8 protein-coding genes are annotated in these 16,856 nt (G+C 34.6%); 7 read left to right on the forward strand and 1 reads right to left on the reverse strand.

Annotation, left to right across the window (positions count from 1 at the left end):
* Positions 1 to 90: 90 nt before the first annotated feature.
* Positions 91 to 783, reverse strand: coding sequence for a 4'-phosphopantetheinyl transferase family protein (locus ACQKOF_RS18450; protein ID WP_427560105.1), 693 nt, complete (start codon positions 781 to 783; stop codon positions 91 to 93).
* A gap of 490 nt (positions 784 to 1,273) precedes the next feature.
* Between ACQKOF_RS18450 and ACQKOF_RS18455 the strand changes: the two genes are divergently transcribed.
* The 7 genes from ACQKOF_RS18455 (at position 1,274) to ACQKOF_RS18485 (ending at position 16,853) form a co-directional block, all read left to right on the forward strand.
* A complete protein-coding gene (locus tag ACQKOF_RS18455) occupies positions 1,274 to 2,215 on the forward strand; it encodes an NAD-dependent epimerase/dehydratase family protein (protein ID WP_427560108.1) in 942 nt (313 codons plus the stop codon).
* A gap of 178 nt (positions 2,216 to 2,393) precedes the next feature.
* Entirely contained in the window at positions 2,394 to 7,940 is a 5,547-nt protein-coding gene (locus ACQKOF_RS18460) for a type I polyketide synthase (protein WP_427560111.1), read from the forward strand.
* A complete protein-coding gene (locus tag ACQKOF_RS18465) occupies positions 7,933 to 14,490 on the forward strand; it encodes an amino acid adenylation domain-containing protein (RefSeq protein ID WP_427560114.1) in 6,558 nt (2,185 codons plus the stop codon). Before ACQKOF_RS18460 ends, ACQKOF_RS18465 begins: the two co-directional genes overlap by 8 nt.
* Positions 14,468 to 15,235 (forward strand): thioesterase II family protein, encoded by a 768-nt coding sequence (locus ACQKOF_RS18470; RefSeq protein WP_427560117.1) that lies wholly within the window; start codon positions 14,468 to 14,470, stop codon positions 15,233 to 15,235. The genes ACQKOF_RS18465 and ACQKOF_RS18470 overlap by 23 nt, the downstream gene beginning before the upstream one ends.
* Before the next feature lie 155 nt (positions 15,236 to 15,390).
* Positions 15,391 to 15,660 carry a 2TM domain-containing protein gene (locus ACQKOF_RS18475; protein WP_427560119.1) on the forward strand — a complete coding sequence of 90 codons (270 nt, stop codon included), beginning with the start codon at positions 15,391 to 15,393 and terminating at the stop codon, positions 15,658 to 15,660.
* Positions 15,661 to 15,984: 324 nt separating this feature from the next.
* Positions 15,985 to 16,431 carry a LytTR family DNA-binding domain-containing protein gene (locus ACQKOF_RS18480; RefSeq protein ID WP_427560122.1) on the forward strand — a complete coding sequence of 149 codons (447 nt, stop codon included), beginning with the start codon at positions 15,985 to 15,987 and terminating at the stop codon, positions 16,429 to 16,431.
* A gap of 26 nt (positions 16,432 to 16,457) precedes the next feature.
* On the forward strand, positions 16,458 to 16,853 hold the full coding sequence (locus tag ACQKOF_RS18485; RefSeq protein WP_427560261.1) for a DUF3021 family protein: 396 nt from the start codon (positions 16,458 to 16,460) through the stop codon (positions 16,851 to 16,853).
* Positions 16,854 to 16,856 lie beyond the last annotated feature (3 nt).

The following is a 16,856-nucleotide window of genomic DNA, read 5'->3' on the forward strand; positions in this document are numbered from 1 at the left end:
ATATCAACAACCGACCAAGAAAATGTCTTGGTTGGAAAACTGCAAACGAGGCTTTTAATGAGCAATTGTTGCACTTAATTTGACAAATCATCATTTTAAAAGATTAATAGAATCTTGATATAATTTATGAAAACTCCAAATACAAATTTCTTTAGGGAATAAAGCATTTTCATTACAAACAGATAATCTGTATCTGTCGTCTATTTCATACTGTTTAAAATTAAAGATATCGTTATTATGACTATTAGTAAATATAATTTCGTTTTCATTAATTTCAAAAGAAATTGATTTTAAAGGGATAGAAAGACCTTCCCCAACAGCTTTAATATAACTTTCTTTCAATGTCCATAAGTTGAAAAATAAAGTATTTCTATCATTTTCACTTAGATCTATTAATGTATTAAATTCACTTGCAGAAAGGGATTCTTTAATAGTGCTAACATTGTATGGTCTAATTTCTTCAATATCAATTCCAACTAAACAATTGCTAACTGCACATACTACCCAATCACCTGAATGTGAAATGTTAAATTCTATTGAAGAGTTTTTTAACAAAGGTTTTCCATAATTATTAAATTCAAATTGAATGTCTTTATTTTGGAACAATCCTTTCTTAACAAGAATCACACGTATTAATAATTCAGCAGTCAGCGAGCGTAGGTAGTCTTCTTTTTTTCTATAAAAATTAATTTTATTTCTTTTTTCATCAGAAATAAGTTCTATTAACTCACTTAATGAATGTTCTGATTTTATGCTACCTATATTTACTCCGAATATTTCCATGTTACCTCCCACTTTTCATTCCCTATTGTTTTTTCAAAGTTCAGTTAAATAATTTTAAAATAATTTACTTTTAGACAAGTACGACAGAGCTAAAAAAACCTTAACATTTATTCTTTGGATTTTTTTAGACTATTATGACTATTTTTTATCGTTTATACAATTGTTCAAAATAATACATTTGCATTTTGATTTCAAAATTATTGTGTGTCAATTATTTTCGGATTCAGACGGTTTATCACCTTTTTTTCCATTATAAAGAACTTTGTGTTTACAAAAAAGAGGTTTTGAATATTTATCCTACTTTTAACACTTATTCGAAATCAATATAGTCCTAATGGTAGCAAATATTTATATAGGTATTTTCACATAAAATTCAGAAAAATTTATTTCCAATAAGAGACAAATATGGTAGAGTTAAAAAAGATTGTTAATGTAATTATTTGCGATATTACCTTTTGTTTTCCAAAAAAGTGTTTTGCAGGAGGTTAAAATGTGTGTTAATAAAGAAAAACATGTTGTAGTTGGTACTGGGCCACTTGGGCTTGCAGTAATGAGAGAGCTTCTAATTAGGGAGAAAGAGGTCATAATGGTTAACCAAAACAGTTCCATCGAACTTCCTAAGAACGTAAGTTTAATCCATGCGAATGTTTCAAATTTTGAAGAGTCAGCTAATGCATTTAAGGGAGCAACAATTGTATATCATTGTGCCAAACCTGATTATACTAAGTGGCCAGAACAATTTCCGAATTTAAACAAAGGGATTATTTATGGAACAAGTCAAGCAGGGGCTAAATTGATTTATGCAGATAACCTTTTTATGTATGGTTCTTCTAAACAGCCGTACAATGAATCATCATTAAATCTTGCGAGCGATCGGAAGGGGTTAGTTAGAGCTCAAATGGCTGAAGAAGTATTGGAAGCTCATCATAGTGGTAAGATACGGGCCGCTATTGGAAGAGGACCTGATTTTTATGGTCCAAATGTTTTACATTCAATCCTAGGTGAAAGGGTATTTAAGTCTGCGTTACAAGGAAAAGCAGCTAAAGTAATTGGGTGTATAGATGTTCCTCATACACATATTTATATAAATGATTTTGCCAGAGGACTTGTAACTTTAGCAGAGAATGAAGAATCTCTTGGAGAAATATGGCACATCCCAAGTGATACTACGGTCACTACTAGAGAACTGATTCAACTAGTTTATAAAGAATTACAGAAAACATCTAAAGTACAATGTGCTCCGAAACAAATATTTCAATTAATGGCATTATTTAATCCTTATATGCGTGAAATGAAAGAGATTTATTATGTTTATAATCAACCATATATCGTTGACCATAGCAAGTATGAGTGTACATTTGGTCTAGAGGTTACACCGCATGCAAAAGCTATAAAAGATACGTTAGATTGGTATCGAAATAGCCTTTACTAAGAAAGTAATTCACGTAAGACTTATCTAATTCTGTGAGGTTTTAATATACATTCTTCATTCGTGGTTAAGGAAAGTACAAAGAAACAATACATTGCTACTTTAAACACAAGATAAAAAGTCTTCTATTCAAAAACATGAGGACTATTATAAATAAAACTACTATAAGCGAGGGAATATGATGACATTAAAAGATAATTTAGCAGAACCAATTGCGGTGATAGGTATTGGATGCCGTTTCCCAGGAGGGGTAAACTCACCAGAATCTTTCTGGGAATTATTAAGTAATGAAGTGGACGCTATAACTGAAATTCCAAGTGATAGATGGAGCATATCAAACTTCTATAGTTCTAATAAAGTAAACCAAGGGAAATCAAATTCTATGTGGGGTGGATTTTTAGACAATGTAGATCAATTTGATGCCTCTTTCTTTGGTATATCTCCTAGGGAAGCAGCTTTATTAGATCCACAACAACGTTTGCTTCTAGAAGTTTGTTGGGAGGCCATGGAAAATTCAGGTCAAATGCAGGAACGTTTAGCAGGTACAAATGTGGGCGTTTTCATGGGTGCTTTCACTTTAGATTATAAATTATTGCAATTTTCGGAATCTAACAGACATTTGGTAGATGCACACTCAGCTACAGGGGCGATGATGACGTTATTGGCAAACCGAATTTCTTACACATATGATTTCCGTGGGCCAAGTATTACGGTTGATACAGCGTGTTCTTCATCTCTTGTAGCGTTACATTTAGCTTGTCAAAGTATAAGGAATGGAGAAAGTACAATGGCATTCGCGGGCGGTGTCAATGTAATGATTAAGCCAGAATATTTTATTGCTGAATCCAAAGCAGGGATGTTGTCAGCTGACGGGCGATCTAAAGCATTTGATTCTTCTGCAAATGGTTATGTACGTGGCGAAGGAGCAGGAGTTGTATTATTAAAACCACTTTCTCAAGCAATTCAGGATAATGACCCTATCCATGCAATTATTAGAGGTAGTGGGGTTAATCAAGATGGTAATTCCCAAGGTATTACAGTACCAAGAGCGGAAGCACAAAAGCAATTATTATGTGACGTTTATGAAAAGAGTGGTATTAAACCTAATCAGGTACAGTACGTAGAAGCTCATGGAACAGGAACACCGGTTGGAGATCCTATAGAAGCTAATTCATTAGGAAGTATTTTGGGAGCTGATAGAGTTCCTGGGGACAAATGTTATATCGGATCAGTTAAGACTAACATTGGGCATACGGAAGCTGCAGCTGGTGTAGCGGGACTAATTAAAACAATTCTGTGTTTGAAGAACCGTCAAATACCAGCTCATCTTCACCTTAAGAATGCCAACCCTGATATCGATTTTGAAAAGCTTAATATTAAAGTTCCAACAAAATTAACTGCTTGGCCAGAAACTGAGGACGTAGCAATTGCTAGTGTTAATTCATTTGGATTCGGTGGAACAAACGCCCATGTGGTATTACAAGAATATGTACCTAATGAGACTATTCAGGACATAGAAAAAACTGAGGATATCCAAACGATAGTTTTATCTGCACGGAATACTCAGGCATTAAAAGACTATGCTAAAGATTTCAAAAGAGCTATTTCTGATAATAAATACTCATTACGTGATATTGGGTATAACGCTATTACAAGACGTAGCCATCATAGTCATCGATTAGCTATTACTACAAATACTGTGGATGAATTAATTGAGAAATTAGATGTATTCCTGGAAGATGGTAAAGAAGCTGGTATTGTCTCAGGAGTCGCTGATAATAAAAAATCGCCTTTAAGTTTAGTATTCACTGGAATGGGTCCTCAATGGTGGGCAATGGGTAGAGAACTTCTTCAAAAAGATGATGTGTTCCGTAAAGCCGTAGAGCAATGCGATGAAATATTTAAACGTCTTTCAGGATGGTCAATAATTGATGCTATGCTAGCTGATGAACTATCATCCAAAATGGAGGAAACTGAAGTTGCACAGCCAGCTAATTTTATGCTACAAGTTGGTTTGGCTGAGTTATGGAAATCTTGGGGGATAACACCTGATGCTATTGTAGGACATAGTGCTGGAGAAGTTGCAGCAGCTTATTGTGCTGGTGTTTACAGTTTAGAAGATGCAGTGAAGGTAATATACCACCGAAGTAATTTACAACAACGTACTACTGGATTAGGTCAGATGGTAGCGGTAGGATTATCTTTTGAAGAAGCTAGAATTGAAATTCTAGATCTTGATTATATATCTATAGCTGCTATTAATAGTCCTAATGCTGTAACGCTTGCAGGGGCTCCTGAATCCCTTGATATACTTATTGAGTCACTAGAAAAGAAAAAAATATTTTATAAATACCTAAATGTTAAAGTTCCATATCATAGTCATTATATGGATCCTCTAAAAGAAGATATTTTAAATGCTCTTAAAGATATTAAAGTTAATAGTCCACACACTCCAATCTTTTCTACTGTAACTGGCAAGTTAATGAGTAATGACGATTTTAACGCCTACTATTGGTGGAGAAACGTAAGAGATTCAGTGCTTTTTGCAGCGGCAGCGAATAACATGATTGAAGATGGTCTCTATAATTTTATAGAAGTAGGCCCACATCCTGTTCTAGCTAATTCTATTTCAGAATGCTTGTCACTTAATAACGTTCAAGGATTAATAATCCCTTCTTTACGTCGCAAAGCCGTAGATAAGGAAGTATTATTCGGATCTCTGGGCGCCTTATATACAAAAGGGTATGTTATTAATTGGGATAACATACACAAAAAGGTGGATAATACGATCTGTTTCCCTACTTACCCTTGGCAGAGAGAGCGTTATTGGCAAGAGTCTTTAATATCCGAACAAGAGCGACTGGGAACACATGTACATTCATTACTAGGAAAAAAATTAAATACACCTGAGCCTACTTGGGAAAATGATTTAGATTTGAATCGCCTTCCTTATTTATGCGACCATCAAATTCAGGGAGCATATGTATATCCTGGGGCGGCGTATGTTGAAATGATGTTAGCAGCATCTAAAGAATTATTTGGAGCTACTGGTTTCATCTGTGGTGAAAGCGTTAAGTTTAATAAGGCCTTGTTTTTAACATTAGGAGAGTCTGTAAAATTAAGACTGGTTTATTCAGTGGAAAACTCAACTGTTTCTATTTATAGTCAGCCTACGGGAGTAAGTCAGGACTGGACTTTACATGCTGAAGGGCAGATAAGACCGAACGTTAGTCTTAAATCTCAAAACAAAGAACTTTTAGTCTTAAAAGAACGTTGTACTTTACAACTTTCCCAGGAACAATGTTATTTGCAATTCCGTAAATTCGGCCTTGAGTATGGGGAAACTTTCCAGGGTATTGAGACACTATGGCAAGGTGAACAAGAAGCATTGGCGAAGATAAGTTTACACGAAATAATTGGAGCTCAATTGGATAAGTATGAAATACATCCTTCTATCTTGGATTTATGTTTCCAAGTACTTGCTGCTGCATTGCCTTTCCAAGAGGACGAAGAGAATACGACAGTTTATATGCCTGTTGGTGTAACAAAGGGAGCTCTACACCAAAAAGTTCGCTTAGATACAGATTTGTGGATTCATGCTTCTATTTTGAACAAAACAGAAACATCATTAGAGGGAGATATACACCTTTTTGATTCTGAAGGAAATATCGTCATGGAAATTTTAGGATGTAACGCAGTTTCATTAAAGGATAATACATCATCTAGCAAATCTTCTGGAACGCAAGATATATATGAATTGCAATGGCATACTCAAGTAAGAAAAGAAGCTAATGAATATTCTCCTGTAAAAAATGTTTCTGACAAAGGGTATTGGATAATTTTTGAAGACGAAAAAAAAATAGGACATTCTGTTGCTGAAAAGCTAATTAAGGCAGGAGAACGCTGTTATTCCGTGCACCCAGGGGTTAAATACGAAAAAACAAATAATATATTTACTATAAACCCTTCTAATTCTGAAGATTTCGTTATATTAATGGATGATATACTTTCTGATTCTACTCAATGTCGAGGAATTATTTATGGTTGGGCACTCGATAATAAAGTAACAGATATTTTAAACACAAATGGCTTGAATAGAGTTGAAGAATTGGGTTGTGTTGGTTTGCTTCACCTTGTTCAATCTATTATTCACAAGCAGCTTCCAGATAATGTTCGATTATGGGTTGCAACAACTGGAGCACAGCAAGTAGGTACGGAAATTGGTTTGAATAATGTAGCTCAATCAGCTGTATGGGGGCTAGCAAAAGCAATTGGGCATCAGGAACACATGAATTTATGGGGAGGAATTATTGATTTAGATGATTCCTTGTCAGTTGAGAAAAATAGTAATCTCTTATTTGAAGAGATTTGGAATACAGATGGAGAAGATCATGTTGCCTTTAGACAAGGGGAACGTTTTGTTGTTCGTTTAGAAGAGGATATTCAACTTAATAAGTCACTTCCAATTGTATTCAGACCAGATGCAAGTTACTTAATTACTGGTGGTTTTGGTGGTTTAGGGTTATTAACGGCTCGTTGGATGATTAAAAAAGGAGCTAGACATTTAATTTTAATGGGCCGTGGAAAATTCCACAATCGTGTAGATTGGGATAAAGTAGATATAGATAGTGTAGAAGGGAAGCGTATTATAGCTATAAAAGAGCTAGAGGCGATGGGAGCTACTATCCATATAGCTACTGCCGATGTATGTAATAAGAACGAAATAGAGAAATCTCTGCTTCAATATTCTGAGGCTGGGTGGCCAGAAATCCGTGGAGTAATCCATACAGCCGGGGTAGCTCGACCACAATTATTATATCAAATGAATCAGCAAGAATTTACCGATGTTCTTCGTCCAAAAATGATTGGCGGATGGAACTTGCATGAACATTTTGAAAACCAATCACTAGATTTCTTTGTTCTATTTTCATCAATTGCATCTGTTGTAGTTATGAGTGGACAAGCTAATTATTCAGCGGGCAATGCATTTTTAGATGGATTGGCACAATATCGAAGATCTCGAGGAATGCACGGATTAAGTATTAACTGGGGGCCATGGCTAGAATCTGGGATGGCTACACAGCTGGATTTGCTAAATTACTTTGATAATCGCGGTTTATATTCGATGACAAATGATCAAGGGCTTGAGGCACTTAACCAATTATTATGTCAGAATAGAGCACAATTCAGTGTAGTAGGAGCAGATTGGCCAAAAGTAGCCGATAAAAACTATCCTCTTGGAAATGTACCTCCTATCATTGCCGAACTTGTTAATAAACATAGAGAATTACAAAGTCAAACGGATAACTTAGAAGATAATTCTCTAGACTTTTTGAATAGTTTATTACAATTAAAGGATCGTAAAGAACAGCTATCACAACTTGAAGCACACATTATGGAATTGTCTTGTGCCGTGTTGCGTTTAAATCGTACACAGATAGAAGTAAATGTACCACTTAACTCTTTTGGTTTAGATTCCATGATGGCAATGGAGTTGAAAAATACAATTGAAGCAAGTCTTCAGGTTACTATTGCTGTTGTAGATTTATTACGTGGGGTAACTTCACAAGAGCTATCAATAAATATTATGGAAATGCTGGATAAAAAGCACAACTTAATCCAAGATGATGAAGTAGGACAGATTATTTCGGATTTAGGAGAACTTTCAGAAGACAAAATAAAGGATATTATTAGTTTAGTTGCAGCCGGGAGGGATCAATTTGAATAAGTATCTTGATCAGATTGGAACTCTTACAGATGAACAGAAAGCTTTGCTGGTAAATCAACTTAAGTCAAAGTTAATTGGCCGAGAAATCACTAATACTGAAAATCATACATTATCTTTTCCTCAGAAAAGATTATGGTTTTTAAGTCAATTAGATCCTGAAAGCTCTGCTTACAATATTCCTTCTGCTTTTCTGTTATTAGGAGAGCTAGATATTGATGTTTTGCAGGCTTGTTTCGAAGAAGTGGCTAACAGACACGAAACACTTCGTACAAGTATTGTTGAAGATATAGACGGTGAACCTATAAGAAAAATAATGTCCGAATCTTCAGTGATGATGGAATTTATAGATTTAAGAGAATTACCTAAAGGCGTACAGCGTCAAGAGCGAAGTAGAATCGTCAATGAGGAAATTCGAAAACCATTTAATTTAAAAAATGACTCTTCTTTATGGAGAGTCGTTCTTCTTCAATTGAATGATGATGAACACTACCTAGTAGTAACAATGCATCATATTATCTTTGACGGGTGGTCTGTTACGGTATTATTACAAGAGCTTAGTGAGTTATATGGAGCTTTTATCAACAACACACCTTCTAAATTAAAGAATCTTACAACGCAATATTCTGACTACGTGTCATGGCAACAGAAGCATTTGACTGACGAACTTTTTGAAGATCAGCTAACATATTGGAAAAAAGCCCTCGTAGGCTCTCCGCCTGTTTTAGAACTACCAACGACATACTTACGTCCAGCAATACAAACTTTTAAGGGATCTTCATATGTTTTTGAGTTATCAAAAGCAACAAGTGATAATTTGAAAAAATTATGTAATTCTGAAGAGTCGACAGCTTTTATGGCAATGCTTACAGTGTTTTATACCTTGTTATATCGTTACACTGGACAAGATGACATTATTGTTGGTGTTCCTATCTCAGGAAGAAACCAAAATGAATTCCAAAAGTTAATAGGTGTATTTGTAAATACATTGCCTCTTCGTGTAAGGTTGTCTAGGAATTTAAGCTTTAAGAATTTACTTAAGCAGGTGAAGGAAGCTTCTTTAGAAGCTTTCTCTCACCAAGATGTTCCTTTTGAGACTATTGTTCAGAATGTAGCTCCTGAAAGAAGCTCAAGTCTTAATCCGCTTTTTCAGGTTTTATTCACATATCAAAATGCGGTTCCAAACTATCGACTTAATAATGTATTGATGAATTATCAACCTATAGATGGTGGTACAGCAAAGTTCGATTTGTCTCTTGATATTTTAGATGGCGGAGATATTTATCCACAGAAGTGCATTTTGGAGTATAATACCGATCTTTTTGATAGTACCTTCATTAACAGAATGGCAGGGCACTTTCAGATTCTACTAGAACAAATTCTGTCTGAACCTGATAAGCCTATTGGTGAAATAAATTATTTGACAACCGAAGAATTGAATCAATTAAAGCTATGGAATGGAAATATAATTGATTTCCCTAAAGATGAAAACGTATGTACATGGTTTGAAAAACAAGTTGAGAGAAATCCAGATGCAATAGCCATCGTTTTCAGTGATGAATCTATGACCTATAGGGAGCTTAATGTAAAAGCTAATCGACTTGCATCTTTGATTTTGAAACAAAAGGAAGTGGAGGATTCAATTATTGGGATATGTTTGCCTAAATCAATGGATTTAGTTATATCCGTTTTAGGGGTATTAAAAACAGGCCTAGCTTATCTACCAATGGATTCTTCATATCCAAGCGATCGACTATATTACATGCTCAAAGATTCCAAGGTAGCTACTATTATCACTAATCAAGTACTTAATAGTTCACTCCTAGCTGAATCGAGCCTAAATACTATTGTTGTTGACGATACTCAGATAAAAGAGAAGTTAAATCAAGAAAGTTCTACAAATAAGCCAATTAAGATCACTCCGGATAGTTTGGCTTATATCATCTACACATCCGGTTCTACAGGTCTTCCGAAAGGGACTATGGTTAGCCACAATAATTTGGTGCACACTTTTAATGGCTGGGAACATGAATATCAGTTAATTAATAATACTTCAGCCCATTTACAAATGGCCAGCTTTTCATTTGACGTATGCGTTGGTGACATTGTTCGTGCGCTATGCTCTGGCTCAAAATTAGTGCTATGTCCAGAAGAAGTTTTATTAGACCCAGAACAACTATATCAACTTTTACTTAATGAAAAAATTGATTGTGCGGAGTTCGTCCCTGCAATTATTCGCAGTTTATTACAGTACTTAGAAGATAGTCAACAAAAATTAGATTTTATGAAGTTAGTCATTGTCGGCTCAGATAGCTGGAAAATAGAGGAGTATCAGAAACTTTGTAATTATTGTGGGGAACAAACAAGGGTTATTAACTCTTACGGCCTAACAGAAGCAACAATTGATAGTTCTTACTTCGAGTGTGTTAATAATCAATTAGAATCCAACGATTCATTGCCTATCGGTAAACCATTTCCTAATACCCAGCTACTGATCTTAGATGAATACCGTCAGGTAGTTCCAGTTGGCATTCCAGGTGAATTATACATCTCAGGTGATGGAGTTGCTCAAGGCTATCTTTATAGAAAAGAGCTAACTTCTGAAAGATTTATATTATTACCTGATGAATCAGAAACTATGAAGAGGGCATATAAAACAGGTGACTTAGCTAAATATTTACCAGATGGGAATATTGAATTAATTGGACGTTCAGACTTTCAAATAAAGATACGTGGATACCGAATCGAATTAAATGAAATTGAAAACAATATACTCCAGTATCCAGGGATTTCTCAAAGTATTGTAGTTGTCAGAACCGGTAAGTCCGAATTACAGAGCCTAGTAGCTTATATAATTTGTCAGAGAAATAGTGCTGTTTCTATTCGAGATTTGAAAAGTTATTTAAATACGAAACTACCCGATTATATGGTTCCGTCCTATATTGTTTTGCTAGACGCATTTCCATTAACCAATAATGGCAAGGTTGACCGAAAGCAACTACCAGAACCAGATATTACTGAATGGAATATGCTTAATGAATACACACCAGCCCGAACGCTTACAGAAGAAATCTTGGTGGATATATGGAAAGAAGTATTTGGTGTTTCTAGAATTAGTGTGAATGATGATTTTTTCCAAATAGGGGGATACTCTTTACTTGCCATGAAAATAACGGCTCAAGTAAGGAAGATTTTTAAGATTGAATTCTCGTTGCAAACTTTATTCAACTTTACAACTATTTCAAGATTGGCTATTGAAATTGATAACCTCAAAGGGGAAAATCAAGATAATTTTGATGATAAGCAGCTACTTCCAGTTATTACACCTAATCTACAAGACAGATATGAGCCATTCCCACTTACTGATATCCAACAAGCATACTGGATTGGACGTAATGATGTATACGAATTAGGTAATGTGGCTACACATAGTTATGATGAATATGAAGCACAATATTTAGATATTAATAAGTTCGAGAAGGCATGGAACTATTTAATAAAAAGACATGATATGTTAAGAACCGTAATAACACCAGATGGCAAACAACAAGTCTATCGAAAAGTACCATATTATCCAATTACAATAATGGATTTACGAGGGAAAAATCCTGATGAAGTAGAAAGTGCAGTTAAAGCTACAAGGGAAGAATTATCCCATCAAATACTAGATATTTATAAGTGGCCAGTGTTTGATATAAGAATTACTCTACTTGAGGATCAAAAATCACTTATCCATTTTAGTTCAGATGCATTAATGTGGGATGTATGGAGCTTTGTTATTTTAATGAGGGAGCTAGTAACAATTTATCAAGGAAAAGAAAATGAGCTAGCACCATTGGAAATTTCTTTTAGAGACTACGTTATGGCAATTGAAGAATTCAAAAAAACAGATAAGTATAATAATGCTCTTGATTATTGGAAAAAACGTGTTGATTCTTTACCTATGGCACCAGAGCTTCCTCTATCAAAAAGTCCGAAGGAATTAAGAAATCCACAATTTGTACGTCTTCATGAGAGTTTAGATTTTCAGTCATGGAATAGATTGAAATCAAAAGCAATGAAAACGGGAATTACTACCACAGGTATTTTGTTAGCTGCATTTACAGAGGTCCTTAATTATTGGAGTAATAGCCCTGATTTTTCACTTAATCTAACATTCTTAAATCGAAATGCTGCACATCCTCAAGTAAATGATATTGTAGGAGAGTTTACATCAGTTAATTTATTGGCAGTATCGAATTCGAATGAATGCTCATTTATTGAGCGTGCAAGGAAAATCCAAGCTGATTTATGGAGTGACCTTGAAAATCATTATATAAGTGGTGTTCAAGTGCTTCGTGAAATGACAGCGAAAAAAGGAGGCGCCTTTGAAGCAAAGATGCCTGTTGTCTTTACCAGTGCGTTGGTTGTTCCAATACCGGAGGAAAAAGATGTCCCGTTCCCTATTAAACCTGTGAATGTAAATGGTGTTACACAAACTTCACAAGTATGGCTAGATTGCGGTGTATGGGAGGATCGTAACGGACTTTATTGTAATTGGGATGTAGTTGAAGAAATTTATCCCCCAGGCTTTATTCGTAGTATGTTTTCAACATTTTGGTCGTTAGTTACTCGGCTTGCGAATGAGGAAAAGGTTTGGAATCAGCAAGTTATTCCATTAATTCCTCTAGAACAAATTAAACTAAGAAATGAAATTATTTTGAATGAAAACATTGAGTCGGCGGATCTTTTACATTCACTGTTTAATCAGAAAGCGAAGAGTCAACCTGATTCTCCTGCAATTATCAGCAGACATAAAACAATGACATATGATGAAGTTTATAAATGTTCCAATAAAATAGGTAGATTTTTAAAGTATAAAGGAACCCAGCCAAATCAATTAGTAGCTATCTTAATGGAAAAAGGGTGGGAACAAGTTGTCGGTGTACTTGGTATTTTACAATCTGGTTCAGCGTACTTACCGATTGATCCAGCACTTCCGAATGAACGTATCCTATATCTACTTCGTTCTACGGGTGTAAAAATAATTCTTACCCAATCAGGAATGAATTCTCAAATAGAATTACCAGAAGAGATATCTATGTACGAAGTAAATGAGCAATTTTTGTCAGATTGGTCTGACGAACCGCTTCCATTTGTTCAAAGTCCCGATGATTTAGCCTATGTAATATTTACTTCTGGTTCCACAGGTGATCCAAAAGGAGTGATGATTAATCATTCCGGTGCAGTAAATACCATTATTGATATAAACAGCAAGTTTAATGTAACGGAGAAAGATCGTGTGATTGCACTATCAGCCTTACATTTTGACCTATCAGTTTACGATATATTCGGAAGTCTTGCCGCAGGTGCTAGTATTGTTTTACCTGATGCAGATGAAGGGCTTAATCCAAAGCATTTGGAATGGCTTTTGAGCACTGAGAAAGTTACAGTGTGGAATTCAGTTCCTGCTTTAATGGAGATGTTTATGAATCATTTATCACTGAAAAATGGATATGCTAACAACCTTAGACTAGTTATGCTAAGCGGAGATTGGATAGCAGTTTCGTTGCCAGAACTTATTCGTTCGTATTCATCTACAGAATTAATTATAAGTTTAGGAGGTGCAACTGAGGCTTCTATTTGGTCTATTTTCTACCCTATTGAAAATTTGCAACCTAGTAGTAAAAGTGTACCCTACGGAAAAGCGCTTTCTAAACAAACAATGCTTGTCTTAAATGAGTCACTAGAACCTTGCCCTGATTGGGTTACAGGACAAATTTATATAGGTGGTATAGGATTGTCTACTGGATATTGGAAAGACCAAATCCGAACAAATGAGAGTTTTATATATCATCCTAAGACGAAAGAACGTTTATACCGAACAGGAGATTTGGGTAGGTATTTCCCAGATGGCAACATTGAATTTATAGGTAGAGAAGACTTTCAAATAAAAATTAATGGATATCGTATTGAAATAGGTGAAATTGAATATATGTTACTTCAACATCCTGCGATAAAAGATGTAGTTGTTACTGTTGCTGACGAAGGAGCAACTAAAAGACTTATGGCTTTTTATATACAGGCTCATGGAGAAACTGTCAAGAGTAGAAATTTACGAACATTTCTTATCCAAAAATTACCCGAATATATGATTCCAAAAAATTATATAAAAGTTGATAATTTCCCTTTAACTTCAAATATGAAAGTAGATCGTCAACTTCTAATAAAAAATGTAGATGTAGAGAGTTTAACAATTAATTGTTACGAAAAACCTCGGACTGTAGTAGAAAAAAAAATAGCTGAAATATGGTCTAATTTACTTGTATTGGATAAAATAGGGGTGCATGATAATTTTTATGAACTTGGAGGAGATTCTTTGCAATCAATAAAAATGATTGCGGAAATCCGAGATACTTATCAAATCAATTTCCCTTTAAGGGCGTTATTACAAACCAGTACAATTGAAGAGATGGCCATTTATATTGAAGAGCAATTGGAAATAGAAAATAATTTGGTTAAAGCAAGGTCATCTGAAGGGGATGTTAAAAATGAATCAGTTAACTCTCATTAAGTACAATCCATGGGTAGTTACTTTTAAAGCTGTAAAGGCACCACGTCTACGCCTTTTTTGCTTCCCTTTTGCTGGGGGGAATGCCCTGACATATAAAGATTGGGGTGACTATTTACCTGAAGATGTTGAGGTATGCTGTATTCAATTACCTGGTAGAGGGAATCGATTGATCGAGAAGCCAATTTCTAATCTTCCTAATCTTTTAGAAGCACTTGAAGAAGCATTTTTGCCATTTATTGATGATGTTCCTTTTGTATTTTTTGGACATAGTATGGGCGCATTAATAGCCTTCGAGTTCACCCGTCATTTGGAGAAACGTCATTGTGTTCGTCCAGATTGTTTATTTGTCTCAGCCCACAGGGCACCACATTTACCACGGAAATCTTCAACTTTTTATCATACACTACCAAATAATGAACTTTTAGAAAGGTTAAAAAGTCTAAATGGAACACCAGATTGGTTCTTTAAAGAGCAAGAACTTGTTCAACTCTCTTTACCTATGATAAAAGCTGATTTAGAAATATGTGAATGCTATGTTTATGAACAAGGGCCGTCTCTGAAAATTCCTATCATTGCGTTTGGCGGCACACGAGATAAAGAGGTAAGTGAAGAAAGTATTTTGCAGTGGGAAAAAACTACAAATTCATCCTTTCAAATGTTTTTGTTACCAGGGAATCATTTCTTTTTAAATAGCTCGCAGGATCGTCTTCTTTCTGAGATATATAAATATATTCGTACCATTTAAAGCTGTGTATAAATGGATAATCCCTGTTAGCAGGATTTTCAAGAGCTTCGGAATGTTAGTGTATCAACATTTAAGAGAGTGTGTTTTCAATAGAGGGAAGCACGGATTCTATATGGGTTCTAAATAACTTTTCTATCAAAAAGCGAGGGATATTATTGAGTGATAATGAAAGATATGAACGTTCGATAAAGAGAGTTCGAGCATTGAAGAGTTTTTATATCCACTTATTTGTATATATAATTGTTAATTTAGGATTGATAATTATTAACTTATTCTCTTCACCGGGAAGCTTATGGTTTATTTATACTTTACTAGGGTGGGGAATCGGAATTGTAGCACATGGTATTTCAGTATTTAGTAGAGGTACGTTTTTGGGGGATGAATGGGAGAAGAGGCAGTTAGAAAAATATATGAATAAAAAATAAATTCACCTTTAATAATAAGTAATTTCGATTTACCTGAGACGTTTCAAAAGCTCAATGTTTTTGAAACGTTTTTTCTCTATTTAGATGAAAGGATTTGTTGAATAGTTATCTCGGTATTTTGGACTGAAACTCCCCTTTCAATTACTTTTTCAGTTGCTCAATTCGAAGTATTAAGTGCTTGATGTATCTAAGAGGCAAAAACTTAAAAATGCAACTTATTAAAGAAAATGAACACCTTATAGTAAATTTAATACATTTCATTTAGATTTTATATTTTATGGAAAATTAAGTGATATTATTATGTGTAGTGGCATGGAGGTCTAGATGAAAATACAGATAAATATCGAAAAGCAATACGATGAAATAGAAGTACACATTTATGCAAATGAATATAACGCTGAAATTGAGCAGTTGATGAAACAATTAAAAAAGAATGAAGTTAATGTCATTGATGGGTATAGAGACAATGAAATTCACATGTTAAAAACAAATGAGATTCACTGTATCTATGCAGAAGGTATAAAAGTCTTTTTTCAAACTGAAGAAGAAGAATTTGACTCAAAGCGGAGAGTTTATGAATTGGAACAATTGCTTGGCGACAAATTTGTACGTGTCAATAAATCAACTCTTGTTAATATTTCTAAAATTACCTCTATACAATTAGGGCCACTTGGATCAACACAACTATTTTTAGAAAATGAGATTTCCGTTGTTGTGAGTCGAAATTATTTAAAAAAACTAAAACAAGCACTCGGTATTGGGGGGAATTAACAATAAAGATTTTACAAAGTGGGATAATTGGACTTCTTATTGGATTAAGCACGTCCTATGTAATAATAACACTGGGTAGTGTTGCTAACCCAGGTAGTTTAATTAGTGGTCAAAATCTATTAAGAGAGCTACTGACTGCAGCAATTATGGGTATTTTAATTGGTAATGCAACACTCATATTTGAAACGGGAATTGTGTCTTTCAATGTCCAATTAACACTTCATTTCTGTTTTGTTACTATCTGTGTGTTCGTCGCAGGACTTGTCGGCTCTTGGTTTGAATTATCAGAATGGCATACCATCTGGCCAGTTTTTTTAATTGAAGCCATCGCCTATATCATTATTTGGATTCTATTATGGCTACTAACAAAGCGTGAAGTAGATGAAATTAATAACTTATTACAAAATAGAAAGAGAGGTTAGTTA

Origin of the sequence: Lysinibacillus sp. NPDC093190 (assembly GCF_050280425.1) — a bacterium.
Taxonomy (GTDB): domain Bacteria; phylum Bacillota; class Bacilli; order Bacillales_A; family Planococcaceae; genus Lysinibacillus.